The sequence below is a fragment of the Streptomyces sp. Root431 genome (genome assembly GCF_001426585.1).
Classification (GTDB): domain Bacteria; phylum Actinomycetota; class Actinomycetes; order Streptomycetales; family Streptomycetaceae; genus Streptomyces; species Streptomyces stackebrandtii.
On sequence record NZ_LMEI01000012.1, the window covers coordinates 355,474 to 380,285 of the forward strand.

A 24,812-nucleotide genomic window follows, 5' to 3' on the forward strand; every position below is an offset into this window, starting at 1 on the left:
GGACCGCCGTCGCCCCGGGGGCTTCCTATCTGACGAACCGTCAGCTTCAATGGACGGTGTGATGGGACACGCCGGGATGGCGGCCACCGCCGTCCGACACCTGAGAGCGGCCGGTTCGCCGACGGCCGTCGAACCACTGCCACGGCCGGTACTGCGCGCGGTACGGGAGGACGAGCGACCGCCCGTCGACCCGGCCGAATTCCGCCGCGTCCTCGGTCACTTCGCGAGCGGGGTCACGATCGTCACGGCCCTCGGCGACGACGGCCCGGCGGGCTTCGCCTGCCAGTCGTTCGCCTCGATCTCCCTGGACCCGCCCCTGGTCGCCTTCATGGTCGCCCGTACGTCGACGACCTGGCCCCGGATCGCGGACGCGGGCACCTTCTGCGTCAACATCCTCGGGGCCGAGCAGGGCCCGCTCTGCCGGTCGTTCGCGGTCAGCGGGGCCGACAAGTTCGCGGGGGTGGAGTGGGACCCGGCGCCGGCGACCGGCTCGCCGCGCCTGGCCGGCTCGCCCGCCTGGATCGACTGCACGATCACCGCCGTCCACACCGGGGGCGACCATCTGATCGTCGTGGGGCGGGTGGAGTCGCTGGGGGCGGAGGAGGACGGAGACCCGCTGCTCTTTCACCGGGGGAAGTTCGGGCGCTTTCGCGCCTAGTCGCGCAAGCGCCGTCAGGCCTCGATCACGCCCATGTGCAGTCCCAGGCTGCCGAGCAGGAACACGGTCAGCACCGCGACCGTCCCCCACACCAGCAGCGCCACGAAGTAGCCCCGCCGCGCGTGGCGCGTGACAAGCGCCGCCGTGGCCAGGCACACCGTCGCCACCAGCCAGCCCGGCCCGCCCGCGAGCGGCCACAGCAGGGCCCCGGCGGCGGTCGACAGGAGCAGTTGCCAGCCGGTCGGGCGCCCGCCCAGCCGGCGCGTCAGGGCCTCGCCGAGGAGCACGATCGGCAGCACGAGCGCGGCGGAGACCGCGAACGCCGGAAGCAGCCAGAACACCGCGAGGAACGGGAGCGCGAGGAGGGTCAGCGCGCTGAGGCGCTCCTCGCCCGGCTCCGGCTGCCCGGCGTCCCCGAACACCACGAGGAGGATGAGGGCGACGGCCCCCTCCAGGGCGAGTGCGAGCACCGAGGCCCACAGCATCCGGCTGTATGTGCGCCCCTCGTCCCGCTTGCTCATGACTCGCTCGTTCACGGCCCGGTCACGGACGCCACGCTCGCGCATCCCACGCTCGCGCAACTCACGCTCACTCATCCCGCGCTCGCGCAACCCGCGCTCACTCGTCCCGCGCTCACTCGTCCCACGCTCACTCGTCCCACGCTCACGCATCCCACCCTCGCGCACCCCACGCTCACTCATGCGCGATCACCCCCTGGTGGCCATCATGCTCCCGCCAGGGTCACCGTCTCCGTCCGGGGTCGGCGGATGACCAGGGCCATCAGGGCCGCCGCCGCGCAGAGCGCGCCCGAGGCGTACCAGACGACGTCGTACGAGCCGAAGACGTCCCGGGCGACGCCGCCCCCGAAGGCGACGAGGGCCGCGCCGACCTGGTGGGAGGCGAGGACCCAGCCGAAGACGATCGCGGAGTCCTCGCCGTAGTGCTCGCGGCAGAGGGCGATCGTCGGCGGGACGGTGGCCACCCAGTCGAGGCCGTAGAAGACGATGAAGAACAGCATCGGCGGGTGCACGGACGGCGCGAGCAGCATCGGCAGGAAGAGGAGCGAGACGCCGCGGAGCGCGTAGTAGACGGCGAGGAGGCGGCGGGCCTCGAAGCGGTCGGTGAACCAGCCGGAGGCGATCGTGCCGACGACGTCGAAGACGCCGATGACGGCGAGGAGTCCGGCCGCGGCCGTGACGGGCATGCCGTGGTCGTGGGCCGCGGGCACGAAGTGCGTCTTGACCAGGCCGTTCGTCGAGGCGCCGCAGATCGCGAACGTGCCGGCGAGCAGCCAGAAGGGGCCGGTGCGGGCCGCCTTGAGGAGGACGGTGACGGCCCGGCGCGCGGCGCCCGTGACGGGGGCGGGCTTCTCGGCGTACTCCCCGCCGTACGGGGCGAGACCGACGTCCGCCGGGTGGTCGCGGAGCAGGAGCCAGACGAAGGGGACGACCGCGAGCGCGGCGAGCGAGACGGTGACCGCGGCGGGGCGCCAGCCGTGGTGCTCGACGAGCCAGGAGAGGAGGGGGAGGAAGACGAGCTGTCCTGAGGCGCCGGCGGCGGTGAGGATGCCGGTGACGAGGCCGCGGCGGGCGACGAACCAGCGGTTGGTGACGGTCGCGGCGAAGGCGAGCGCCATCGAGCCGCTGCCGAGGCCGACCAGCACGCCCCAGAAGAGGACGAGCTGCCAGGCGGCGGTCATCCACACGGTGAGGACCGAGCCGGCGGAGATGATCGTCAGCGCGACGGCGACGACCCGGCGGATGCCGAAGCGGTCCATGAGGGCGGCGGCGAAGGGGGCCGTGAGGCCGTAGAGGGCGAGGTTCACCGAGACGGCGAAGCCGATCGTGCCGCGCGACCAGTCGAACTCGCCGTGCAGCGGCTCGATCAGCAGGCCCGGCAGGGAGGCGAAGGCCGCCGCGCCGATGATCGTGACGAAGGTGACCGCCGCGACGAACCAGGCGCGGTGGACGCGGGGCGTGCGGCGGGGCGGGGGCTGGAGCGCCGACGCGGGGCTCTCGGTTGTCTGGGCCATGCCACTGAGCATCCCGTCCGCGACCCCGCGCCGACCATTGGCCCGGATGACAGCTTTCCAAAGGATCGGGCCACGGATCGTTCATCAGCGCCCTATACCCGTGGCAGCGTCCTGATCGGCCGTACGACGAGCAGCGCCGCCACCACGCAGACCGCGACTCCCGCCCCCGCGAGCAGCACCCGTTCCGTGCCGACCGCCGCCGCGACCGGGCCCGACAGGGTGCGCCCGACGCCCATCATGAGGAGCGAGCCGGCCACGTCGTACGCGTGCATCCGGTTGAGGGCTTCCTGCGGGACGTGGGTCTGGACGGCGGTGGACCACATGACCAGCCAGAAGGCGAAGCCCGCGCCGCCGATCAACTGCCCCGCGCCCAGCAGCCCCACGGAGGCGTCCGTGCCGAGCAGGAAGAGGTTCACGGGGAGGCCGAGGAGGGCCACCGCCCCGGCCGCGAGGGGGCGGCGGGGCCGCAGCCGGAGGGCGAGGAGGCCGCCGACGGCGCTGCCCGCGCCGTTGATCGCCATGAGCACGCCGTACGTGGCGGAGCCGTGGTCGCCGGTGACCAGGCTCGCGGTGAGCGGCACCATCGGTCCCGCGACGGTCAGCCCGTACACCGTCCAGATGGAGATGACCCCCCACAGCCAGCTGCGGGAGCGGAACTCGCGCCAGCCGCCGGCGAGTTCGGCGCCGAAGGAGTCGCGGCGGGCCGTGTCCGACGGGATGGGGGCAAGCCGCATGAGGGCGAGGCAGAGGGCGCTGACGGCGAAGGTCGCGCCGTTGACGGCGAAGGCCGCGCCCGCGTTCCAGAGGGCGACGAGCAGGCCCGCCGCGGCCGGTCCCGCCATGACCATGAGGGCTTCGACGACCCGCAGGACGGCGTTGGCGCGCTGCACGTCGGGGGCGATGCGCGGGATCGTGGAGGCGACGCCGGGCTGGAAGAGGGCGGCGCCGATGCCGCTGAGGACGGAGAGGGCGTAGACGGCCCACAGGGGCGGGCTGCCGAGGGTGAAGGAGACGGCGAGGACGGCGGCGCCGGGGAGCCGGAGCAGGTCCGCGAGGATCATCATGCGGCGGGCGGTGAACCGGTCGGCGAGGACGCCGCCGAAGAGCACGAAGAGCGCGAAGGCGGCCGTCCAGCCGCCCAGCGCGTAGCCGACGGTGGAGCCGGGGTGGCCGGCGCCGAGGAGTCCGGCGGCGTAGGCGACCGGGACCATGCCCTCGCCGAAGACGGCGACCGCGCGGGCGACGAAGAAGAGCCGGAAGTTACGGTTCCACAGTGCGGGCGGCTCTGCCGGTACGGGAATCCGTTCGGCGGCCTCAGACTTGTACGTGTTGTCCGTCACGGAGACGAAGAGGTACCAGTAACTGGTCTGGACCACCACTGAATTTCGGAGGGAGCACCGCCCGTGCCCACGTCCACGCCCGCACCCCGGCCCCACCGCGTCGCCGTCCTCGCCCTCCCCGGGCTCCTGCCCTTCGAGCTCGGCATCCCGCACCGCATCTTCGGCCGCGCCCGGGACGCCGACGGCACGCTCCTGTACGAGATCGTCACCTGCGCCCCGGTCGCGGGACCGGTCCCCACCGACGCCGACTTCTCCGTGTACGTCGAGCACGGCCCCGAGATCCTCGCCACCGCCGACACGGTCGTCGTCCCCGCCTCGTACGAGCTCGGCCCGGTCTACGAGGAGGGCAGGCTCACCGACGAGCTCGCCGCCGCCCTCGCGCACATCCGGCCCGGCACCCGGCTCGTCTCCATCTGCACCGGCGGGTACGTGCTCGCCGCCGCCGGCTTCCTCGACGGGCGCCCGGCCACCACCCACTGGTCCTCCGCCGCGCACTTCCAGCGGCTCTTCCCGAGCGTGCGGGTCGACGCGGACGTCCTCTTCGTCGACGACGGCGACGTCCTCACCTCGGCGGGCGTGGCCGCCGGGATCGACCTGTGCCTGCACATCGTGCGCCGCGACCACGGCACGGCCGTCGCCAACGACGTCGCCCGCAGGACCGTCGTACCGCCGCACCGGGACGGCGGCCAGGCGCAGTACATCGAGCGGCCCCTCCCCGAGGCGGGCACCCACACCACGACCACCGCACGGGCCTGGGCGCTCGCCCACCTCCACCAGCCGATCCAGCTGCGGGACCTGGCCGAGAGGGAGGCGATGAGCGTACGGACGTTCACCCGCCGCTTCCGGGACGAGGTCGGCATCAGTCCCGGGCAGTGGCTCACGCAGCAGCGCGTCGAGCGCGCCCGGCACCTCCTGGAGTCGACCGGCCTGCCCGTCGACCGGATCGCGCAGGACGCCGGCTTCGGCACGGCCCAGTCGCTGCGCGTGCACCTGATGAGCGCGATCGGCGTGACCCCGACGTCCTACCGCCGCACCTTCCGCTCCTCCGCGTCCACGACGGGCCCCGCCTCCTGAACCACGGGGGTACGGCGGGTCAGCCGCCGCTCCCCCACCGCGCCGACCGCCGTGAGGAGCACGGTCAGCGCGACGCCGTAGAGGATCGCGGTCGACGGGGCGACGACCTTGAGCAGGCCTCCGGCGAGGGCGCCGCTCGCCGCGTAACCGGCGCCGACGGCCGCGTACATGACCGAGTAGCCGGCGGCGAGCGCGGACGGCGGGAGGAGGCGGCGCAGGGCGAGGTTGCGGGTGAGTCCGGCGGGGGCCTGGAGGAGTCCGGCGGCGACGAGGACGGCGCCGATGGCGGCGGTCCAGGGCAGGAGGGCGACGAGGGCGACGCCCGCGGTCACGGCGAGGACCAGGACGACGGACTGGACGAGCAGCGGGCCCGGCCAGTGCCCCCGCAGGCCGTAGACGAAGGCGCCGACCGCCGAGCCGATCGAGAACCCGGCGAGCAGCGGACCGGCCCAGCCGATGGCGATCCCGCGCTGTTCGAGCAGGGCGGGCAGGAGCAGCTCGGCGAGCGCGAGCAGCGAGAGTCCGGCGGCGCCGAGGACGTACACGGGCCAGGCCCGCAGCAGGGCCCGCCGCGCGGAGACCCCCTTCTCCGGCGGTTCGGCGGCCCAGCCGGCCGGCAGCAGCCACATCCCGGCGACCGCGAGCGCCATGAGGGCGGCCATGAGGAGCAGCGGTACGGCGGGGCCGACGCCGAGCGCGAGGCCGGTGGCGAGGGCGGGGGCGGCCGCCCAGACGCCGAAGGTCAGCATCGACTCCATGCTCATGGCCTGGGTGACGGCCCGTTCGGGGACCATGCTCGTCAGGAGCGCGCGCAGCCCGCCGGCCACGGCCGCAGGTCCGGCGCCCGCGATCACCGCGAGGGCGGCGAGGACGACGGGGTGGGCGTGGGGCGCGAACCCGAGCCCGGCGAACCCGGCGGCGCCGACGGCGAGTCCGGCGACGAGCTGCGGCCGGGCCCGCTCGGCGTTCATGCGCAGGCCGAGGACGGGTGCGGCGACGATCTCGCCGATGACGTAGGCGGCGGCGAGCGCGGCCCCGAGGGAGTACCCGCCGGGCCGCTCGCGCACGAGGAAGACGAGCGCGAGCGGCGCCATGGCGACGGGCAGGCGCCCGGCGGCGGTGACGGCGCACCAGGCGAGGACGGGTCGGGTGGCGAGCTCGCGGTAGGACATGGCCACGACCGTAGCCCTCAGGTGGTGCTGTCACCCAGGGGAATTACGGGGGCGGCCCCGCACCTCGGAGCAGGCGTCTCAGAAGGTGAGCACGCCCCGCGCCACCTTCCCCTGCTCCGCGTCCTCGACGGCCCGCGCGAACTCCTCGACGGGGTACGTCCGCGTCACCAGTTCGTCGAGGAGGAGGCCGCCGGAGCGGTACAGCTCCGCGTAGAGCGCGATGTCCTTCTGGGGGCGGGAGGAGCCGTAGCGGCAGCCCAGGATCGACTTGTCCAGGAACATCGCGGCGGGCGGGAAGCTCGCCTCGGCCGTCGGCGCGGTCATGCCGAGGAGGATCGCCTGGCCGTGCCGGTCGAGGAGTTCGATGGCGGTACGGACGAGGCCGGTGTGCCCGACGCACTCGAAGACGTGGTCGGCGCCGGTGGGCAGGATCTCCCGTACGCCGTCGGTGGAGGCGAGGAAGTGGGTGGCGCCGAACAGCCGGGCCACGTCCTCCTTCTCCGGGTTGGTGTCGACGGCGACGATCGTCGGGGCGCCCGCGATCCGGGCGCCCTGGATGACGTTGAGGCCGATGCCGCCGGTGCCGATGACGACGACGGTCTCGCCGCGGTCGACCTTCGCGCGGTTGAGCACGGCCCCGACGCCGGTGAGGACGCCGCAGCCCATGAGGGCGGCGGAGGTCAGCGGGATGTCCTTCGGGATCCTCACGGCCTGGACGGCCTTGACGACGGTCCGCTCGGCGAAGGACGAGTTGGACGCGAACTGGAAGAGCGCCTGTCCGGTCGACGCGCGCGAGAAGGGCTGCCCCGGCATCCCGATCGCCTTGCGGCACATGGTGGGCCGCCCCCGGTCGCAGTCGGCGCAAGCGCCGCAGTTCGCGAGGGTGGAGAGGGCGACGTGGTCGCCGGGGACGACGTGGGTGACGCCGGGGCCGACGGCCTCGACGACTCCGGCGCCCTCGTGGCCGAGGACGACGGGCGGCGGGAAGGGGATCGTCCCGTCGACGACGGACAGGTCGCTGTGGCACAGCCCGGCGGCGGCGATCCCGACGAGCACCTCCCCGGGCCCGGGCGCCCGCACCTCCAGGTCGTCGACGACCTGCACGGACTTCCCGTCGAACACGACACCACGCATGAGCCGACTCCTCATCTCCGGGGCGCGTGCCCCAACGATCCTGTGGGTGTTACGCGTTGGGGTGGTCGTCACGCGTTCGGGCGGGTGCCCTCCGCCGCCGCCCGGGCCATCTCCTCAAGGCGTTCCAGCATCGGCATCGGGTCGACGCCCACCGTCCCCGGCAGGAAGTCCGCGATCCGCTCCGGCGTCCACGCGCCGCCCTCCGCGTACCCGGCCCGCAGCTCCCTCGGCTGCGCCCACACGGCGATCTTGGGGCCGGCGATCGTGTACACCTGGCCGGTGATCCTCTCGGCCCTGGCCCGCTCGGAGAGCAGGTAGACGACGAGCGCGGCCACGTCCTCCGGCTCTCCGATCTCCTTGAGCTCCATCGGGACGTTCGCGGACATCCGGGTCCTGGCGACGGGCGCGACGGCGTTGGCGGTGACGCCGTACTTGTGGAGTCCGAGGGCGGCGCTCCGTACGAGCGAGATGATCCCGCCCTTGGCCGCCGAGTAGTTGGCCTGCGCGACGGAGCCCTGGTGGTTGCCGCTGGTGAAGCCGATGAGGGTGCCCGTGCCCTGCTTGCGCATGACCGCGGAGGCCGCGCGGAAGACCGTGAAGGTGCCCTTGAGGTGGGTGGCGACGACCGGATCCCACTCCTCCTCGGCCATGTTGAAGAGCATCCGCTCGCGCAGGATGCCCGCCACGCACACGACGCCGTCGATCCGCCCGTACTCCGCGAGGGCGACGTCCACGACCCGCTGCCCGCCCGCCATCGTCGAGATGTCGTCGGCGACGGCGACGGCCGTGCCGCCGGCCGCCTCGATCTCCTTCACGACGGAGAGGGCGATCTCCGAGGTCGGTTCGCCGCCCTCGATCGACACCCCGTAGTCGTTGACGACGACCTTCGCGCCCTCCGCCGCGCACGCGAGGGCGACCGCGCGGCCGATGCCCCGCCCCGCTCCCGTGACGGCGACGACCTTGCCAGCCAAGAAGTTCCCCATGCCCGGCCCCTCCCACAGTTTCTGACGGTCCGTTAGATTCATTCGTCGTCAGGATTCTACGGCCCGTCAGATACGGGAAAACAAGACCCCGGAGGCCCCGATGTCTCTGCCCGCCGCATTTCACGAGATCGCCAAACGCGTCAACAACTGGGGCCGTTGGGGCCAAGACGACGAGATCGGCACGCTCAACCTCGTCACCGACGAGGTCGTGCGCGCGGCCGTCGCCACCGTCCGCACCGGCCGCCGCGTGCCCCTCGCCGTCGACCTCAAGCAGGACGGCGTCCAGACCGGCATGATCCCGGGCCGCGTCAACCCGCTCCACGTCATGGTCCAGGTCAATCAGGAGCTCTTCGGCCCCGGCACGGTCGCCACCAGCGACGATGCCGTGACCCTCGGCCTCCAGGCCGGCACCCACTGGGACGCCCTGACGCACGCCTCCCACTCCGGGCGGATCTACAACGGCCGCCCCGCCGGCACGATCACCGCGCACGGCCGGGCCGAGTTCAGCGGCATCCACACCGCCCGCCAGGTCGTCTCGCGGGGCGTCCTGCTCGACGTGGCCGCCGCGAAGGGCGTCGACCGGCTGCCCGGCGACCACGCCGTCACTCCCGAAGACCTCGACGAGGCCGCCGAGTTCGGCGGGGTCACGGTCGGGGCCGGCGACATCGTCCTCGTACGGACGGGCCAGATGCAGGTGTACCTGGCCGGGGACAAGCACGGGTACGCGTTCCCGTCACCGGGGCTCTCGGTCCGTACGCCGGAGTGGTTCCACGCCCGGGACGTCGCGGCCGTCGCCAACGACACGCTCACCTTCGAGATCTTCCCGCCGGAGATCGACGACCTCTGGCTGCCCGTCCACGCCCTCGACCTCGTCGAGATGGGCATGCTCCAGGGCCAGAACTGGAATCTCGAAGAACTGTCCACAGCCTGTGCACAAGAGCGGCGCTACGCCTTCCTGCTCTCCGCGATGCCGGAACCTTTCGTCGGCGGCACGGGCACACCGGTGGCCCCGATAGCGATCCTCTGACCTCGCTACGGCCCCTGCATCCCCACGTCCACGGGCGGCGGCGCGCTCGCGCGCGCCCCGAGCACGGCACGGTCGCGCCGCCACCCGGCCACGACCCGCACTCGCCGAGGGCAGCACACGGCGACGCCCTCGGCTCCCCTCGCCACGAATCGCTCACACCAGAGTGGGCAAAACGGAACGAACCGTCAACAGGGCACCCGGCCGGGCGACACCGCGCCCTGCCCGCGCACGGGGGCCACCGACACCGGGTCGACCTCGCACCAGATGCTCTTGCCGGCGCCCTCGGGCTGCCAGCCCCACCGGTCCGCGAGGCCGTCCACCAGCTCCAGGCCGCGCCCGTTGGTGTCGTCACCCTCCGCGTGCCGGGGCTGCGGCGGACGGTCGCTCGCGTCCGCCACCTCGACCCGCACGCCGCCCTCCGCCGCGAACAGCATCCGCAGCACGGCCGGGCAGCCCGTGTGCACCACGGCGTTGGTCACGAGCTCGGAGATGATCAGCACCAGCGTCTCCGCCAGCGGCTCGTCGTCCCCTATGCCCGAACCGGCGAGCCGCGACCGCGCCCACCTCCGGGCTCGCCCCACCTCGGCCGGGTCCGGCCCGACCTCCAACTGCACCTGAAGCACCTGCACCGCTCACACCATCCGAACCGGCGGACACACCTTCACGGAACGTGATTCCCTTATGGGACAGCATGGTTGACGTACAGTCACCGCAACAAGCGCTTCGGGCATATTCCAGCGCGAAGGAGTACGCATGGTCCATACTGTGCGACGCACGCTGCGGGTAGTCGAACGCCGGGCGCGAGCGGCGGGCATTCCCGGGCCCGGAGTCACCTCAGGGGCGACACCGGGACGATCCGGGCCAACGAGCACTCGCATCCCACGGAGAGTACCGGAGCCGAAGACCGACTCCGGGCCGTGACGGCCCCGCCGAAGGACACAACCCGATATCAACATTCCGTGACTCGGTGAACGCGGAGCGCTACAACTGTTCGGCCACCACCTCCTCGGCCCGCGCGGCGGGCAGCCGCAGCCGCGCCCGCACCCAGGCCCGCTTGAGGTGCAGGTGCACGTCCGCCTCCCACGTGAAGCCCATGCCGCCGTACACCTGAAGGCAGTCACGGGCGTTCCCGGTCGCGGCCTCGTCGGCGAGCAGCTTGGCCCCGGCGATCTCGACGGGATCCCCGGTCACGGCAGCGGCCCGCACGGCCACCCGAGCCAGCTCGGCCCGCACGAGCATCCCGGCACACAGATGCTTCACCGCCTGAAACCCCCCGATGACCTGCCCGAACTGCTCCCGCTCCCCCGCATACGAAACAGCCGTCTCGGTGGTCGCCTCGGCACTCCCGACTTGCTCGGCGGCCGTGAGCAGCACAGCCACGAGCTCGTCCGCTACGGGCAGGACACCCGCGCCCCCCGTTGTGGGCGTGCGTCCCGCCGGGGCGTGGGGGTCCCTCCTCTGGGGGAGGGTGGGCGCAACGGGACGGCGCCCTTGCGGGCGCGTTCCGCCCTCGTCCCCGGCGCCCCCGATGCCGGGCACCCTGTGCAGCGGCGTCAGCGGGTCGACCGACCGCAACGGAACGGCCCCCTCGGTCGAACCCAGGACGACATCCGCCTCGTCCAGCCAGGCGACCAGCCCCTCCGACGCGTCGGTCACCACGACCTCCCCCTCCGACGCGCCCGGCACCACCCCCGCCGCCACATGCGTAGCAACAAGCGGCCCCGGCAGCAGAACCCTCCCCGCCTCCTCGAACAGCAGCACCGCCTCCGGCAACCCCAGCCCCACCCCGCCCTCCTCCTCCGGCACCCGCAGCGCGAAGAACCCGGCCGCGCCGAGCTCCCGCCACAGCTCCCGGTCCAGCGACGGCGCGTCCACGGCGGCCCGGAGCGCCTCCCGGTCGAAGAGCCGGGCGAGGAGCTCGCGTACGCCCTTCCGCAGTGCCCGCTGGTCCTCGGTGAGTCGGAAGTCCATGGCGGGGGTCACCGTCCTTTCGGGAGGCCGAGGATCCGCTCGGCGACGATGTTGCGCTGGATCTGGGAGGTGCCGGCGGCGATGGTGTACGAGAGCGAGGACAGCCGGTCGAGGGTCCAGTCGCGGTCGAGGTCGAGCGCGTCGGGCCCCAGGACGGCGGCGGCGGCCTCGTACAGCTCCTGGCGGGCGTGCGAGTAGTGCAGCTTGAAGACGGAGCCGCCGACGCCCGGGACCCCGCCCGTCGCCTGTGCCTCGCTGACGTTCGCCTGGGTGAGCCGCCACAGCGCCTGGAACTCGGCGGAGAGCCTGCCGAGCTTCCGCCGCAGGACGGGGTCGTCCCAGGTGCCGTTCTCCCGGGCCGTGCGGGCGAGTTCGCCGAGGAGGCGGCGGCAGGCGACGACCTCGCCGACGAAGGCGGTGCCGCGTTCGAAGGAGAGGGTGACCATGGTGACGCGCCAGCCGTCGTTCTCCTCGCCGACGCGGTTCTCGACGGGCACCCGCACCTCGTCGAGGAAGACCTCCGCGAACTCGGTCGAGCCCGCGAGGGTCCGCAGCGGCCGGATGGTGACGCCGGGCGCGTCCATGGGCATGGCGAGCCAGCTGATGCCCCGGTGCTTGGCGGCGCCGGGGTCGGTGCGGACGAGGAGTTCGCACCAGTCGGCGACCTCGGCGTGCGAGGTCCAGATCTTCTGTCCGGTGACGACGTACGCGTCGCCGTCGCGGACCGCGCGGGTGCGGAGGGAGGCGAGGTCGGAGCCGGCGTCGGGTTCGCTGAAGCCCTGGCACCAGACGTCGTCGCCGCGCAGGATCGACGGCAGCCAGCGTGCGCGCTGTTCGGCCGTGCCCTCGGCGGCGATCGTCGGGCCCGCGTGGAGGAGCCCGACGAAGTTCGCGCCGACGTAGGGCGCGCCGGCGAGTTCGGTCTCCTCCAGGAAGATGAGCCGCTGGGTGGGTGAGGCGTCCCAGTGGACGTCGGCGTATCCGGCGTCGTGCAGCCGGCGCTGCCAGCCGCAGTCGTAGGCCCGCCGGGCCGGCCAGTCGAGCGGGTCGGGCCGGGCCGGGAGCGTGGGGAGCACGGCGGCCAGCCATTCCCGCAGCCGGGCCCGGAACTCCTCCTCCTCCGCCCCGTAGGCGAGGTCCATCAGACGATTCCCAGGTCGAGCATGCGGATGGCGTTGCCGCGCATGAGCTTGTAGATCGTCTCGTCGTCGAGGCCCTTGACGTGGTCGAGGGCGACTTCCTTGGTGTGCGGGAAGGTCGAGTCGACGTGCGGGTAGTCGGTCTCGAAGGTGGCGTTGTCGCGGCCGACGACGTCGAGGGACGCGATGCCGTGCTTGTCGCGGAAGAAGCAGCAGAAGATCTGCCGGTAGTAGTACGTGGACGGGGGCTCGGGGATGAGGTCGCGGACGCCGCCCCAGGCGCGGTGCTCCTCCCACACGTCGTCGGCGCGTTCGAGGGCGTACGGGATCCATCCCATCTGGCCCTCGCTGTAGGCGAGCTTGAGCCTGGGGAACTTCACGAGGACGCCGCTGAAGAGGAAGTCCATCATCGAGGCCATGGCGTTGTTGAAGCTGAGGGAGGCCTGGACGGCGGGGGGCGCGTCGGGGGAGGCGGCGGGCATCTGGGAGCTCGACCCGATGTGCATGTTGACGACCGTGCCGGTCTCCTGGCAGACGGCGAAGAAGGGGTCCCAGTAGCCGGAGTGGATGGAGGGGAGTCCGAGGTGGGTGGGGATCTCGGAGAAGGTGACGGCCTTGACCCCGCGGGCGGCGTTGCGCCGGATCTCGGCGACGGCCAGGTCGATGTCCCAGAGCGGGATGATGCAGAGGGGGATCAGCCGGCCGCCGCTGTCCCCGCACCATTCCTCGACCATCCAGTCGTTGTAGGCGCGGACGCAGGCGAGGGCGACCTCCTTGTCCCGGGCCTCTGCGAAGGTCTGGCCGCAGAAGCGCGGGAAGGTGGGGAAGCAGAGGGAGGCCTCGACGTGGTTGAGGTCCATGTCGGCGAGGCGCGCCTTGGGGTCCCAGCAGCCGCGGCGCATCTCCTCGCGGGTGATGCCCTCCAGGGTCATGTCGTCGCGGTCGAAGCCGACGGCGGCGATGTTGCGCTTGTACGGGAATTTGAGGTCCTCGTAGATCCACCAGTCGGTGGGCGGCCCTTCGGGGTCCATCGTGATCTGGTACTTGCCGGCGACGTAGGCGAGCTCGCCGATGCCGGCCGTGAGGGCCTTGGGGCCGCGGTCGCGGTACTTCTTCGGGAGCCAGGTCTCGAAGAGGTGGGCCGGCTCGATCACGTGGTCGTCGACGCTGATGATGCGGGGCAGTTCCGTCATGGAGCCCTCCCGGATTCGGCGGACCGTTCCCGATCCGTTTCTGATGACCCGTCAGATCTGACGGGATCAGGCTAGCCCCGCGCCCCTGGACCGACAAGCGCCGGACCTCTACGCTCTCCGCACGATCTGACGGAACGTCAGCCAAGAGGAGTACGGTCATGGATACGGCCCTGGACCAGACCGCGCACGCCCTGGGCGAGTCCCGCACGCTCTGGGAGCTCGTCGAGCGCCGCGCCGCCCTCACCCCCGACCGGCCCGTCCTGCTCCAGGGCGACCGCGTCCTCACCTTCGGTGGCCTCCGCGAGCGCGCCGAACGCTGCGCCGCCGGGCTGTACGGGATGGGGGTGCGGCCCGGCACGGTCGTCGCCTGGCAGCTGCCCACCCGCATCGAGACCGCGGTGCTCTCCTTCGCGCTCGCCCGCCTCGGAGCCGTACAGACGCCGGTGATCCCCTTCTACCGCGACAAGGAGGTCGGCTTCGCGCTGCGCGAATCCAAGGCCGAGTTCTTCGCCGTCCCCGGCGTCTGGCGCGGCTTCGACCACACGGAGATGGCCCGGCGGCTCGGCGCGCGCGGGATCTTCGAGGCGTACGGCCCCGACTCCCTCCCCGACGGCGACCCGGGGATCCTGCCGCCGCCGCCCTCCTCCGGGACCGACGTCCGCTGGATCTACTGGACCTCCGGCACGACCTCCGACCCCAAGGGCGTCCTGCACACCGACCGCTCGCTCCTCGCGGGCGGCTCCTGCCTCGCCCACGCCCTGCGCCTGACGGCGGACGACATCGGCTCGATGGCCTTCCCGTACGCGCACATCGCCGGGCCCGACTACACGGTGATGCTCCTGCTGTACGGATTCCCCGCCGTCATGTTCGAACAGTTCGCGCTGCCCGAGGCGCTCGACGAGTACCGCGCGCACGGCGTGACCGTCGCCGGCGGCTCCACCGCCTTCTACGCGATGTTCCTCGCCGAGCAGCGCAAGCAGCCGGGCGAGCCGGTCATCCCCACGCTGCGGCTGCTCGCGGGCGGCGGGGCGCCGAAGCCGCCGGAGATCTACCACGCGGTACGGAAGGAGCTGGGCTGCCGGCTCACCCACGGGTACGGCATGACCGAGGTCCCGATGATCACCATGGGCGACCCCGAGGACACCGAGGAGAACCTCGCCACGACCGAGGGCCGCCCGCCCGCCGGCATGGAGATCCGGATCACCGCCTCCGGCGAGGTCCGGCTCCGCGGCGAGGCCGTCTGCCAGGGCTATCTGGACCCGGCGCAGACCGCGGCCGCCTTCGACGAGGACGGCTTCCTCATCACCGGGGACGTCGGACACCTGACCCCGAGCGGCCACCTCGTCCTCACGGGCCGCATCAAGGACATCATCATCCGGAAGGGAGAGAACATCTCGGCCAAGGAGATCGAGGACCTCCTCCACGGCCACCCCGACGTCGGCGACGCCGCCGTCATAGGCCTGCCGGACGCCGAGCGCGGCGAACGTGTCTGCGCCGTCGTCGAACAGCCCCCGGGCGCAGCCCCGCTGAGCCTGGGGACGGTCACCGCCTACCTCCGCGAGGCCGGCCTCTCCGTCCACAAGCTCCCGGAACAACTGGAGGTCGTCGCCGCCCTCCCCCGCAACGAGACCCTGCGCAAAGTGCTCAAGTACCAGCTCAGGGAGCGGTTCGGCCCGTCGCGCTGACCGCCGCCGGGACGTCCCCGTACACGTCGAAGAGCCGCCGGACGCCGAGCGCGGACAGGACCCGGTCGACGTGCCCGACCCCGCCGTCGATGCCGCCCTCGGGCAGGATCAGGCGGAGGCGGCCCCCGCAGGAGCGGAGGAGGCGGCGGGCGGCGATGAGGACGCCGACGCCGCTGGAGTCGCAGAACCGCACCGCCGAGAGGTCTATCACCAGGTCGTGGCGGCCTCCCGCGACGGCGTCGTGGACGCGGCGGCGTATCCGGGGGGAGGTGACCAGGTCCAGTTCCCCCCGGATGCTCAGGACAGTCCAGGGGCCTTGCTCGTCCTCGTCGACCTCGATCGTCGTCACGGTCGCCGCCTGCCCCGGGGCGACCGGCCGAAACCCCCGGGCCGCAGGATGGCTCTTTCCTTACCATCCAGACCCGCGTCAAGGGCGCACTTGCGGCAAACAGGCGTGCGCTGTCGGCGCGGCCCATTACTTTGGAGAACGAGGACTCGGGGACCGGCAACCGGCAGGGGACGGAGGATTCGCATGGCGATGGAGACACCACCGCGTTGGGACCGCAAGATGCAGCAGCGGCTCGCACGCGGGGAGGCCGCCGCGCTCGGCGAGTTCTACGACCGCTTCGCCTCGCTCGTGCACAGCCTGGCCCACCGGGTGCTCGACGACGACGACGCGGCCGACCAGGTCACCCGCGAGGTCTTCGGCTACATCTGGGAGAACCCCGACGACTACGACCCCAAGCAGGGGAACATGCGGTCGTGGGTCGCCCGGCTGACCCAGCGGCAGGCCGTCCACCGCCTGCGGCAGGCCGAGGCCACGGCCTACGCGGAGACCGGACAGGGCTCCGCCGAGGAGCTGGAGCAAAAGGTCCGGCGCGCCTCCGTCGCCGCCCGCGCGGACTACATCGTGACCTCCATGCCGGCGCCGCTGCGGGCCGCGCTCGAACTGGCCTACTTCCAGCGGCGGGACTACCGCCAGACCGCGGCCGACCTCGGGGTCACGGAGGACGAGGCCCGGCGGCGCCTCCGGCTCGGCCTCCAGCTGCTCTCCTCCGCGAACACCCGCCCCCTGGAGGGCTCCTCACCGCCCGGCTACGGGCGGACGCTGTGACGGGGGCGAACGGCGACGCGGACGACGTCGCACGCGCCCCGTGGATACCCGGACCGCGCCGGTCGGCGGACGACCACGCGGACCTGACGGCGGACCCGACCGTGGCCCCGGCGACGGACCCGGCCGCACAAACCCCGGACGCCGCGGCGGAAGCCGACGTACCGGACGAGCCGGACGTGCCTCAGCTGACGCACCGCGTACTCAAGTCCCTCCTCGGAGCGTGGGCGCTCTCCGCGTGCTCCGCCGGGGAGACGCGGGCCGTCGAGGACCACCTCACCGAGTGCGCGCCCTGCGCCGAGGAGGCCCTGCGGCTGCGGGACGCCGTCGCACTGCTCCACGAGGACCGCGATCTGGACCTCGACCCGCTGCTGCGGTCCCGGGTCCTGGAGAACTGCCTGGGCCGCCGGCCCGCCCGCGTCCCCGTACCCGAGTGGGTCACGCCGTACGACGCGGAGACCGCCCGCCTCGACGCGCTGCTGCGGGACATCGGCGAGTCGGAGTGGCACGCCCCGGTGCGGCTCAAGTGGTACGAGGACGAGCGCGTGACGCGCCGGAAGACCACCGTCGCCGGGGTCATCGGCCATCTCCTCGCGGTGGACGGCCTGGTCACCTCGGCGCTCGGCATCAAGGACCCGCTGGGCGCGGGCGTGCCCGAGCTGTCGCCGACGGAGCGGACCGAGGCCTTCTGGTCGGCGCTCGACCGGCCGCCGAACCGCGCGCTGCGCGGGCCCTGGCGGGACCAGACGCACACCCTGATCCGTACGGTCTCGTTCGCGGGCCGCGGCGTGGGCGACCTCACCGTCACCTACAAGGACTTCGCGCTGCCGCTGCGGGACTCGCTCCTGGAGCGGGCCTTCGAGTGCTGGGTGCACGCGGACGACATCGCCAACGCGGTGGCGTATCCGTACGCCCCGCCGAGCGGCGCCCATCTGCACGGCATGATCGACCTGGCGGCCCGGCTGCTGCCCGCGGCCCTCGCCGGACGGCGCCGCAGCGGGCTCGCGGCCCCGGCCCGGCACCTCGTCGCGGCCGGCGCGCCCGGCCGCTCGCTCCATCTGGAGGTCGAGGGGGCGGGCGGCGGCCACTGGTACATCGCGCTGGACTCGCCCGCGGCGGTCGGCTCGCCGGACCTGGCCGTGGCGCAGGTGGCGATGGACGGGGTGGAGTTCTGCCAGCTGGTGGCGGGCCACATCTCCCCGGAGGAAGCGGCGGCCGGCCAGGACGGCGACCGGGAGGCCATCCGTGACGTCCTCTCGGCGGCCGCGTCCCTGAGCCGCCTGTAAGCCCCGGGGGGGTTTACGCGAAGACGACCGTGCGGCGGCCGTTGAGGAGGATGCGGCGCTCGGCGTGCCACTTCACCGCGCGGGCCAGTGCCTGGCACTCCACGTCGCGGCCCACCGCGACCAGCTGGTCCGGGGTCACCTCGTGGCCGACCCGCTCGACCTCCTGCTCGATGATCGGGCCCTCGTCGAGGTCGGCCGTCACGTAGTGCGCGGTCGCGCCGATCAGCTTCACACCGCGCGCGTGCGCCTGGTGGTAGGGCTTGGCGCCCTTGAAGCTCGGGAGGAAGGAGTGGTGGATGTTGATGATGCGGCCGGAGAGCTGCTTGCACAGGTCGTCGGAGAGCACCTGCATGTAGCGGGCGAGGACGACCAGCTCGACGTTCTCCTCGCGGACCAGGTCGAGGAGCGCGGCCTCGGCCTCCGCCTTGGTGTCCTTGGTGACCGGAATGTGGCGGAACGGGATGCCGTACGAGCCGACGAGCTCCGCGAAGTCCGTGTGGTTGGAGACGACGGCGACGATCTCCACCGGCAGCGCGCCGATCCGCGAGCGGAACAGCAGGTCGTTCAGGCAGTGCCCGAACTTGGAGACCATGAGCACGACGCGCATGCGCTCGTCGGCGCGGTTGATGTCCCACTCCATGCCGTACGAGTCCCCGACCGCCGTGAAGCTCGCCCGCAGCTTCTCCACGTTCACCGGGGCCTCGGCCGAGAAGTGGACCCGCATGAAGAAGAGACCCGTGTCGCGGTCTCCGAACTGCTGGCTGTCCTCGATGTTGCATCCCGTGATGAACAGGTAGCTCGACACGGCGTGCACGATGCCCTGCTTGTCGGGGCACGAGAGGGTGAGGACGTACTGGTCGGTCATCCCGTCAGCCTGCCACACCGGGGAGGCCCGCAAGAGCCACCGTCCGTCAGGCGGACCGGGTCAGGACCGGGTCATGATACGGAGCACGTCGAGGGAGCGCGGGGGCGTGTCGGGGTCCTCCCCGTCGGCCTGCGCCATCCGTACGTGTGCCTCGCGGGCGGCCCGTACGGCCTCGGGCCAGCCCTGGTGCTCCAGGTAGGCGGAGACGGGGGCGTCCGGGCCCACCTGGTGCATGATCCGGAGCACGCGGAGCACGGCGGCGTCGACGAGGGCGGCCTCGCCGCCGTCGCGGAAGACCGCGCCCACGTACTTCTCGGCGGACCAGTTGTCGAGCCAGGTGTCCTCGACGAGGCGGTAGACGGCGTCGGTGACGTCGCCGTATCCCTCCTGGCCGGCCAGCCAGGTCGTCTCGTGGAACCCGGGGTCGGAAAGCATGTGCAGCGCGGAACGCACGTTGATGCGCCAGCGCCACCACGGCATGTCGTTGAGCGGCATGCCGCCCATGGTGGAGGAGCGACGGCCGCGACGGGAAGAGTTAACCGAACCGGAGACTGGACTGGACACGTTTCGATCGTACGTTCCCCTGCGGGATAAGCGGACTCGCCCCCTCCTCATCAGCGGCCCGCCCCCGTAATTCACCTTCACGTCACCCTTCGTTGAACCGCGCTCACTCCCGCGTTACCCGTGGGACGGAAATGTGCATGCCCATGACCGGTAGGCGACTGACCTCACTCCTCGCGTACGTCACGACTGCGGCGACCGGAGCGTCGCTGCTCACCGGGTGTGGCGTGCTCCCTGGGGCCACGGGGGGCTCCAGGGAGCCCGTCACGGTGATGACCTGGGCTCCCGACCAGACCCGAGCGACCAACATGCCCGGAATGCCCGCAATGGCGCAGGCTTATGCCCGTTGGGTCAACTCCCAGGGCGGCATCGACGGCCACGAACTCCGCGTGCTCACCTGCAACGAACACAACACCAGCGCCGGCGCCGCCGCCTGCGCCCGCCGGGCCGTCCGCGAGAAGGCGGTCGCGGTCGTCGGCTCGTACAGCCAGAACGGCAGCGCGTTCCTCGCCCCGCTCGAAGCCGCGGGCGTCCCGTACATCGGCGGCTACGGCATCTCGGAGGACGAGTTCACCAGCTCGCTCTCCTACCCCGTCAACGGCGGACAGGACTCGCTCATCGCCGGCCACGGCATGCAGCTCGCCGAGTCCTGCCGCCGGGTCTCCCTCGTCCGGCCCGACACCGTCGACGGCGACCGGCTCCCCGACCTCCTCAACTCCGGCCTCCGCCACGCGAGTCACCGCAGCGCCGTCGACATCCCCGCCGTCGAGGACGCCGCCGAGTACACCGAGCAGGCCGGCCGGGCCCGCGACAAGGCCGGCGACGAGAAGGGCTGCGTCACCGCCGTCCTCGGCGAGCGCACCCAGACCTTCTTCGACTCCTTCCGGCGCCTGCCGGAGGACGGGAAGAACGACGGCTCCGGCAAGAAGAGCGACCCCGTCCGCATCTCCTCCGTGCTCGGCAGCGTCGCCCAGCCCGTCATCGACCGCACCGGCGGCGCCCACAGCCCCTTCGAGGGCGCGTACGTCACCGGCTGGTACCCGGAGGCCGCCGACAAGAGCTGGGCGCCGATGCGCAAGGTCATCCAGGAGCACGCCTTCGCCGACAACCGGGTCGACCCGGCCGACGCCGGCGTCCAGACCACGTGGATCGCCTACACGGTCCTCAAGTCCGTCATCGAGTCCCTCGACAAGGACCGGATCAGCGCCGGACAGATCACCGAGGCCCTCGACCGGGGCGCGCGCATCGACACCGGCGGCCTCACCCCCAGCCTGCGCTGGAAGTACGAGGACCTGCTCGGCGCCCCCGGACTCACCCGGGCCGTCAACCGCGAGGTGACGTTCCAGGTGGTCCGCAAGGGGCGGCTCGTGGCGCAGAAGCCCGGCTTCGTCGACGTCGGCGAGACGGTCCTCAGCGCCCCGTAAGCGCGCCCGGCTGCAGCCGGGCGGGCATCAGAGCCCGGTCGGCATCACAGCCGGGTCGGCCCGGTCGGCATCACAGCCGGGTCGGCCCGGTCGGCACCACAGCCGGGTCGGCCCGGTCGGCACCACAGCCGGACGGGCATCACAGCCGGGTCGGCATCACAGCTGGGTGGGCGTCCGCTTGTCCAGTCCGTACTTCGTGGCGGTCGGGTTCCACAACCCGGCCGCCTGCCGCTTCGCGGCCGTGGCCTCGCCGCTCTTCTTCTCCGCCTCGGCCAGCCGGTTGGTCCGCTTGGCCTTGCCCTTGCAGGCCTTCTTGGCCTTCATCTGGTCGGCCCAGGCCGCGTAGTGGTCGTCGGCGGCGGCCGAGGCCTGCCAGGCCTTGGTCAGCGCGGCCGTCAGCGCGGAGTTGTTCGGGATCTTGTCCACCGAGAGCGTCTGGAGCTTGGTGACCAGGCCCCGGCGCTGCTCGGCGGCGCCCCGCAGGTCCTTCGCCGCCGCGTCGAGGTCCTTGCACTGGTTGATCTTCGCGACCGAGCTGATCACCGTGTCCCGGCTGCTGTTGCTCGTCGCGAGGAGCTTGTCCAGCTCCTTGGCCTGCGGCTCGGCCGGGTCGGCCGGCTTCTCCGCGGGCGCCTCGGTGGTGGCGGAGGGCGCGGCGGAGCTCGCCGCGACGTTCTGCCCGGGCGTCTTGGGGTCCTTCTCGTCCTCGCCGCTGAGCAGCATGCCGGCGCCGAGGCCGACGACCGCGCAGCCGACGACGACGGCGGCGATCAGCGCGACCGGCGACTTGCGGCGCGGCGGCTCGGGCTCGTCGTCGTAGTAGGCGTCCTGGTACGCGTACTGCTGCTGTGGCTGCTGGTAGCCGTGCTGTGCCTGGTGCTGCTGGTACGCCGGCGGGGCGGGCTGCTGGTGCTGCTGCGGCGGCTGGTAGGCCTGCGGCTGCTGCGGGGCCCGCGGCGCCTCCGTACGGAAGAGGTTGTCGAACTCGGCGGGCGGCTGCCGCTCACCGGGCTGCTGGTGGGCCGGAGGCTGGGCCTGCGGCGGTATCGGGGCGATGTACTGCGTCGCGTCCGAGGCGCCCGCGGCCTGCCCCGGTCCCTGGTGCGCGAGCGGCCCCGTCCCCAGGAACTGGGTGTGGCCGCCCGCGCCCGGCTGCGGGTGCGGCGGCACGGCCGCGATGTGCTGCGTCGCCTGCATGTCCCCGGCGGCCTGCGCGGCCGGCGGCGGGTAGCCGTAGCCCGGCTGCGGCGGCTGCACCGGCGGCATCGCGCCCGGGACCGGCGCGATGTGCTGCGTCGCCTGCATGTCGGCCGCGGCCTGGGCGGCCGGCGGCGGGTAGCCGTACCCGGGCTGCGGCGGGACCTGCTGCGGCATCTGCGGTATCGGCGGGGCCTGGTGCTGCGGGACCGGCGGCAGGTACTGCGTGGACTGCATGTCGGCGACGCCCGGCGCCGCCTCCGGGGGCAGCGGCTGCGCGGGCGGCAGCGGCTGCCCGCCCGGCTGACCACCGGCGGGACCCCAGGCGCCGTCCCACGGCTGAGCTCCCCCGTGGGCACCGTCGTGCGCGGGGGGCACCGCCGGGTACTGCGGCTCCGGACCCTGTCCGTTCTGCGTCACCGGGACTCCTACTGATGGACCTACCTACGGAATCGTCGGCTCACGCTACCGGGTGCGCGCAGGGCTCCGCACACACGTGTGAGCCCGGTTACACAACCTTCTTGTACGGCGACGGATCCAGGAGATGCCCTGCGGATGTCCTATGCCGCGGAGAGGTCCATCCGCGCCCCGAACTCCCGCACCACCGCCTCCCCGGCGTACGGCTCCAGGCTCTCCCGCAGGTCGTCCAGATACTCCGCGCCCCGCGACGACCGGAGCGTGCCGAGGAGTTCGAGCGCGCGCGTCCCCGTCCGGCAGGCCTGCTCCACCTCCCGCTGCTGCACCTGCGCCGTGGCCAGCAGGGCAAGCCCGATCGCCCGGCGCCGCGCCCGCGTCTCCGGATGCCCCGCGATCGACTCCCGCGCCGCCCGCGCCGCCGCCTCCGCCTGCCCCAGGTCCCGGTAGCAGTGCGCCAGTTCGTCCGCGAGATAGGCGTGGTCGAAGTGCGCGATCCACACCGGGTCGTCGCCCGCCTCCGGATCGGCCTGCTCCAGGGCGCGTACGGCACGGCCCGCCGCCGTCTCGAAGGAGCTGAGGTCCCCGAGCAGCGCGTGGCCGCGCGCCTCGGCCGCGAGGAACATCGCCTCCGCGCGCGGCGGCACCTTCCCCCGCGCTCCCTCCTGCGCCGCCCGCGCCAACTGGGCGATCTCCCGGGGGTTGCCGAGCTGCGCGGCGAGGTGGCTCATCGACGCGGCGAGGACGTAGCCGCCGTAGCCCCGGTCCCCCGCCGCCTGCGCGAGCCGCAGCGCCTGGATGTAGTACCGCTGCGCGAGCCCCGGTTCGCCCGTGTCCACCGCCATGTACCCGGCGAGTTCGGTGAGCCGCGCGGCCGCCGCGAAGAGCTGCCGGCCCACGGCCTCGCGGTACGAGCCGGAAAGCATCCCCGACACCACGCTGTTGAGGTAGTGGACCACCACCGGCCGGACGTGGCCGCTGCCGAACCGCCGGTCGAGGTCGACGAGCGCGCTCGTCATCTCCCGTACGGCCGCGACGTCCGCGACCCCGACGCGCGCGCCCGCGAGCCGCGCCACGTGCGCGTCCGGGCCGGTGATCAGCCAGTCCCTGCTGGGCTCGACGAGCGCGGAGGCCGCGACCGTCGAGCCCGTCAGGAAGTCCCGGCGGCCCACGTCGCTGCGCCACAGCTCGCAGACCTGCTCGATGGCCCCGAGGACGGTCGGCGCGAACTGGAGTCCCACGCCTGCGGCGAGGTTCCGGCCGTTCGCCATCCCGACCTCGTCGATCGTGACCGTCCGGCCCAGTTTGCGGCCCAGCGCCTCCGCGATGATGCCCGGCGCCCGGCCGCGCGGCTGCTGCCCGCGCAGCCACCGCGCCACCGACGTCTTGTCGTACCGCAGGTCGAGGCCGCGCTCCGCGCCGACCATGTTGACCCTGCGGGCGAGGCCGGCGTGCGAGCAGGCCGCCTCCTGGATGAGCGCCTGGAGCCGTTCGTTGGGCTGACGCGCGACGAGTGGCCTGGCTGCCATGAGTTACCCCCTGAGGCCGAGCGGTGATCACAGGTGCAGTGATCACGAGAAGTGATCAATGCCCGGTGGATATCCGGTCAATGCCGATGTGAACACGCGAAACCGGACAGGCCGGTACGTGCCCCCCACCCGTACGTACCCATCCCCGCTCCCCGGCCCCCCGCGCGCCCCCGCCGGTGCACCCGTGCGCCCCATGTGCAGGATCGATGCGTCACACCGCTCTCCCCCGCGCCCGTAACCCCAGGTGACGGGGGCAGTTGTGCTCACCGTGGAAGAGACCATCGGAGTCACGGAAGCCGCACAGATCCCCCAGCAGCGAGGCGAGCAACTGCTGGACAACGCCGTGCGGTACGCGGAAGAGCGGCACTGGGACGTGTTCCCCGGGACCTGGCTTGAGGCCGTCGAGGGCAGGGAGCGCTGCTCCTGCGGCGCGGAGTGCGCCGTCCCCGGCGCGCACGCGGTCAAGCCCGACTGGTCGACCCAGGCCACGGGCAGCGGCGTCGGGGCGCGGCGCATGTGGTCGAAGACGCCGAAGGCGTCGATCCTGCTGCCGACGGGCCGGACGTTCGACGCGATCGAGGTGTCGGAGTCGGCCGGTTTCCTCGCGCTCGCCCGGATGGAGCGCATGGACCTGACGCTCGGCCCGGTGACCTGCACGCCGGACCGCCGGATGTTCTTCTTCGTGCTGCCGGGCGCCGCGACCAAGGTGCCCGACCTCGTCCGGAAGCTGGGCTGGGTCCCGGGGGCGATCGATCTCGTCACGCGCGGCGAGGGCCATTACGTCGCGGCCCCGCCGACCCGGATCGGCGGCGTCGGCGCGGTGCAGTGGGCGCGGCGGCCCACTCCGGCGAACCGCTGGCTGCCCGACGCGGAGGAGCTGATCAGCCCCCTCGCGTACGCGTGTGGCCGGGAGGCGGCGGAGGCGCGGAACCGCACGCAGTGATCCCTGGGCCGGGCCTGGCCTCACCCGTATGGTGGTGCCCGTATTCACGGGGACAACCGAAGGGTTGACGGACC

Annotated in this window: 23 protein-coding genes; 8 read left to right on the plus strand and 15 right to left on the minus strand. The window is 72.9% G+C overall.

The window, feature by feature from the left end:
- The first annotated feature begins 61 nt into the window (after window positions 1–61).
- Entirely contained in the window at window positions 62–658 is a 597-nt protein-coding gene (locus ASC82_RS23800) for a flavin reductase family protein (protein WP_242427750.1), read from the plus strand.
- A gap of 14 nt (window positions 659–672) precedes the next feature.
- Here ASC82_RS23800 and ASC82_RS23805 read toward each other — a convergent pair whose 3' ends face one another.
- The 3 genes from ASC82_RS23805 to ASC82_RS23815 all read right to left on the minus strand — a co-directional run bounded on the left by ASC82_RS23805 (window position 673) and on the right by ASC82_RS23815 (window position 3,991).
- Entirely contained in the window at window positions 673–1,179 is a 507-nt protein-coding gene (locus ASC82_RS23805) for a hypothetical protein (RefSeq protein WP_157863498.1), read from the minus strand.
- Between the two features lie 203 nt (window positions 1,180–1,382).
- Complete coding sequence (locus tag ASC82_RS23810) at window positions 1,383–2,690, minus strand: MFS transporter (RefSeq protein WP_056651602.1); 1,308 nt, start codon at window positions 2,688–2,690, stop codon at window positions 1,383–1,385.
- Window positions 2,691–2,782: 92 nt separating this feature from the next.
- Window positions 2,783–3,991 carry an MFS transporter gene (locus ASC82_RS23815; RefSeq protein ID WP_199862606.1) on the minus strand — a complete coding sequence of 403 codons (1,209 nt, stop codon included), beginning with the start codon at window positions 3,989–3,991 and terminating at the stop codon, window positions 2,783–2,785.
- Window positions 3,992–4,093: 102 nt separating this feature from the next.
- Here ASC82_RS23815 and ASC82_RS23820 point away from each other — a divergent pair, with 102 nt between their 5' ends.
- Window positions 4,094–5,104, plus strand: coding sequence for a helix-turn-helix domain-containing protein (locus ASC82_RS23820; protein ID WP_056651605.1), 1,011 nt, complete (start codon window positions 4,094–4,096; stop codon window positions 5,102–5,104).
- Here ASC82_RS23820 and ASC82_RS23825 read toward each other — a convergent pair.
- The 3 genes from ASC82_RS23825 to ASC82_RS23835 all read right to left on the minus strand — a co-directional run bounded on the left by ASC82_RS23825 (window position 5,053) and on the right by ASC82_RS23835 (window position 8,393).
- Window positions 5,053–6,276: an MFS transporter gene (locus ASC82_RS23825; protein WP_056652480.1), complete on the minus strand. Its 1,224-nt coding sequence runs from the start codon at window positions 6,274–6,276 to the stop codon at window positions 5,053–5,055. The genes ASC82_RS23820 and ASC82_RS23825 overlap by 52 nt on opposite strands.
- 78 nt (window positions 6,277–6,354) lie before the next feature.
- Window positions 6,355–7,410, minus strand: a complete 1,056-nt coding sequence (locus ASC82_RS23830) for a Zn-dependent alcohol dehydrogenase (RefSeq protein WP_056651610.1) — start codon at window positions 7,408–7,410, stop codon at window positions 6,355–6,357.
- Between the two features lie 68 nt (window positions 7,411–7,478).
- Window positions 7,479–8,393, minus strand: a complete 915-nt coding sequence (locus ASC82_RS23835; RefSeq protein ID WP_056651613.1) for an SDR family NAD(P)-dependent oxidoreductase — start codon at window positions 8,391–8,393, stop codon at window positions 7,479–7,481.
- 100 nt (window positions 8,394–8,493) lie between these two features.
- On the opposite strand from ASC82_RS23835, the gene ASC82_RS23840 reads away from it, so the two are divergent.
- On the plus strand, window positions 8,494–9,420 hold the full coding sequence (locus ASC82_RS23840; protein WP_056651615.1) for a cyclase family protein: 927 nt from the start codon (window positions 8,494–8,496) through the stop codon (window positions 9,418–9,420).
- Between the two features lie 185 nt (window positions 9,421–9,605).
- Here ASC82_RS23840 and ASC82_RS23845 read toward each other — a convergent pair whose 3' ends face one another.
- The 4 genes from ASC82_RS23845 to ASC82_RS23860 all read right to left on the minus strand — a co-directional run bounded on the left by ASC82_RS23845 (window position 9,606) and on the right by ASC82_RS23860 (window position 13,723).
- Complete coding sequence (locus tag ASC82_RS23845) at window positions 9,606–10,049, minus strand: ATP-binding protein (RefSeq protein ID WP_056651617.1); 444 nt, start codon at window positions 10,047–10,049, stop codon at window positions 9,606–9,608.
- A gap of 352 nt (window positions 10,050–10,401) precedes the next feature.
- Complete coding sequence (locus ASC82_RS23850) at window positions 10,402–11,391, minus strand: acyl-CoA dehydrogenase family protein (protein WP_056652483.1); 990 nt, start codon at window positions 11,389–11,391, stop codon at window positions 10,402–10,404.
- An 8-nt stretch (window positions 11,392–11,399) separates the two neighbouring features.
- On the minus strand, window positions 11,400–12,533 hold the full coding sequence (locus ASC82_RS23855) for an acyl-CoA dehydrogenase family protein (RefSeq protein WP_056651620.1): 1,134 nt from the start codon (window positions 12,531–12,533) through the stop codon (window positions 11,400–11,402).
- Window positions 12,533–13,723, minus strand: coding sequence for an amidohydrolase family protein (locus tag ASC82_RS23860; RefSeq protein ID WP_056651632.1), 1,191 nt, complete (start codon window positions 13,721–13,723; stop codon window positions 12,533–12,535). Before ASC82_RS23860 ends, ASC82_RS23855 begins: the two co-directional genes overlap by 1 nt.
- Window positions 13,724–13,893: 170 nt before the next feature.
- Here ASC82_RS23860 and ASC82_RS23865 point away from each other — a divergent pair, with 170 nt between their 5' ends.
- A complete protein-coding gene (locus ASC82_RS23865) occupies window positions 13,894–15,408 on the plus strand; it encodes an AMP-binding protein (RefSeq protein WP_056652485.1) in 1,515 nt (504 codons plus the stop codon).
- Here the strand turns inward: ASC82_RS23865 and ASC82_RS23870 are convergent.
- Window positions 15,380–15,757, minus strand: coding sequence for an STAS domain-containing protein (locus ASC82_RS23870; protein WP_056651635.1), 378 nt, complete (start codon window positions 15,755–15,757; stop codon window positions 15,380–15,382). The two genes, ASC82_RS23865 and ASC82_RS23870, sit on opposite strands and share 29 nt — an antisense overlap.
- Before the next feature lie 183 nt (window positions 15,758–15,940).
- Between ASC82_RS23870 and ASC82_RS23875 the strand changes: the two genes are divergently transcribed.
- Together ASC82_RS23875 and ASC82_RS23880 are read left to right on the plus strand one after the other, a co-directional pair.
- A complete protein-coding gene (locus ASC82_RS23875) occupies window positions 15,941–16,522 on the plus strand; it encodes a sigma-70 family RNA polymerase sigma factor (RefSeq protein WP_056651638.1) in 582 nt (193 codons plus the stop codon).
- A complete protein-coding gene (locus ASC82_RS23880) occupies window positions 16,519–17,805 on the plus strand; it encodes a maleylpyruvate isomerase N-terminal domain-containing protein (RefSeq protein WP_056651643.1) in 1,287 nt (428 codons plus the stop codon). The genes ASC82_RS23875 and ASC82_RS23880 overlap by 4 nt, the downstream gene beginning before the upstream one ends.
- 13 nt (window positions 17,806–17,818) lie before the next feature.
- Here the strand turns inward: ASC82_RS23880 and purU are convergent, their stop codons facing one another.
- Complete coding sequence (purU, locus tag ASC82_RS23885; RefSeq protein ID WP_056651646.1) at window positions 17,819–18,670, minus strand: formyltetrahydrofolate deformylase; 852 nt, start codon at window positions 18,668–18,670, stop codon at window positions 17,819–17,821.
- A gap of 60 nt (window positions 18,671–18,730) precedes the next feature.
- Window positions 18,731–19,174, minus strand: coding sequence for a hypothetical protein (locus ASC82_RS23890; RefSeq protein WP_056651649.1), 444 nt, complete (start codon window positions 19,172–19,174; stop codon window positions 18,731–18,733).
- Between the two features lie 191 nt (window positions 19,175–19,365).
- Here ASC82_RS23890 and ASC82_RS23895 point away from each other — a divergent pair, with 191 nt between their 5' ends.
- Window positions 19,366–20,655, plus strand: a complete 1,290-nt coding sequence (locus ASC82_RS23895; RefSeq protein WP_107105954.1) for an ABC transporter substrate-binding protein — start codon at window positions 19,366–19,368, stop codon at window positions 20,653–20,655.
- Between the two features lie 156 nt (window positions 20,656–20,811).
- Here ASC82_RS23895 and ASC82_RS23900 read toward each other — a convergent pair whose 3' ends face one another.
- A complete protein-coding gene (locus ASC82_RS23900) occupies window positions 20,812–22,272 on the minus strand; it encodes a hypothetical protein (protein ID WP_056651655.1) in 1,461 nt (486 codons plus the stop codon).
- A 140-nt stretch (window positions 22,273–22,412) separates the two neighbouring features.
- Complete coding sequence (locus tag ASC82_RS23905) at window positions 22,413–23,795, minus strand: hypothetical protein (RefSeq protein WP_056651658.1); 1,383 nt, start codon at window positions 23,793–23,795, stop codon at window positions 22,413–22,415.
- 259 nt (window positions 23,796–24,054) lie between these two features.
- Here ASC82_RS23905 and ASC82_RS23910 point away from each other — a divergent pair, with 259 nt between their 5' ends.
- Window positions 24,055–24,738 carry a bifunctional DNA primase/polymerase gene (locus tag ASC82_RS23910; RefSeq protein WP_056651664.1) on the plus strand — a complete coding sequence of 228 codons (684 nt, stop codon included), beginning with the start codon at window positions 24,055–24,057 and terminating at the stop codon, window positions 24,736–24,738.
- The last annotated feature ends 74 nt before the right edge of the window (window positions 24,739–24,812 follow it).

What these genes read in the sequence shown, in the direction of transcription:
- ASC82_RS23800 (WP_242427750.1), top strand. Translation starts at nt 62, where the DNA reads ATGGGACACGCCGGGATGGCGGCCACCGCCGTCCGACACCTGAGAGCG.
- ASC82_RS23805 (WP_157863498.1), bottom strand. Translation starts at nt 1,179, where the DNA reads ATGAGCAAGCGGGACGAGGGGCGCACATACAGCCGGATGCTGTGGGCC.
- ASC82_RS23810 (WP_056651602.1), bottom strand. Translation starts at nt 2,690, where the DNA reads ATGGCCCAGACAACCGAGAGCCCCGCGTCGGCGCTCCAGCCCCCGCCC.
- ASC82_RS23825 (WP_056652480.1), bottom strand. Translation starts at nt 6,276, where the DNA reads ATGTCCTACCGCGAGCTCGCCACCCGACCCGTCCTCGCCTGGTGCGCC.
- ASC82_RS23830 (WP_056651610.1), bottom strand. Translation starts at nt 7,410, where the DNA reads ATGCGTGGTGTCGTGTTCGACGGGAAGTCCGTGCAGGTCGTCGACGAC.
- ASC82_RS23835 (WP_056651613.1), bottom strand. Translation starts at nt 8,393, where the DNA reads ATGGGGAACTTCTTGGCTGGCAAGGTCGTCGCCGTCACGGGAGCGGGG.
- ASC82_RS23840 (WP_056651615.1), top strand. Translation starts at nt 8,494, where the DNA reads ATGTCTCTGCCCGCCGCATTTCACGAGATCGCCAAACGCGTCAACAAC.
- ASC82_RS23850 (WP_056652483.1), bottom strand. Translation starts at nt 11,391, where the DNA reads ATGGACTTCCGACTCACCGAGGACCAGCGGGCACTGCGGAAGGGCGTA.
- ASC82_RS23855 (WP_056651620.1), bottom strand. Translation starts at nt 12,533, where the DNA reads ATGGACCTCGCCTACGGGGCGGAGGAGGAGGAGTTCCGGGCCCGGCTG.
- ASC82_RS23860 (WP_056651632.1), bottom strand. Translation starts at nt 13,723, where the DNA reads ATGACGGAACTGCCCCGCATCATCAGCGTCGACGACCACGTGATCGAG.
- ASC82_RS23875 (WP_056651638.1), top strand. Translation starts at nt 15,941, where the DNA reads ATGGCGATGGAGACACCACCGCGTTGGGACCGCAAGATGCAGCAGCGG.
- purU (WP_056651646.1), bottom strand. Translation starts at nt 18,670, where the DNA reads ATGACCGACCAGTACGTCCTCACCCTCTCGTGCCCCGACAAGCAGGGC.
- ASC82_RS23890 (WP_056651649.1), bottom strand. Translation starts at nt 19,174, where the DNA reads ATGGGCGGCATGCCGCTCAACGACATGCCGTGGTGGCGCTGGCGCATC.
- ASC82_RS23895 (WP_107105954.1), top strand. Translation starts at nt 19,366, where the DNA reads ATGTGCATGCCCATGACCGGTAGGCGACTGACCTCACTCCTCGCGTAC.
- ASC82_RS23905 (WP_056651658.1), bottom strand. Translation starts at nt 23,795, where the DNA reads ATGGCAGCCAGGCCACTCGTCGCGCGTCAGCCCAACGAACGGCTCCAG.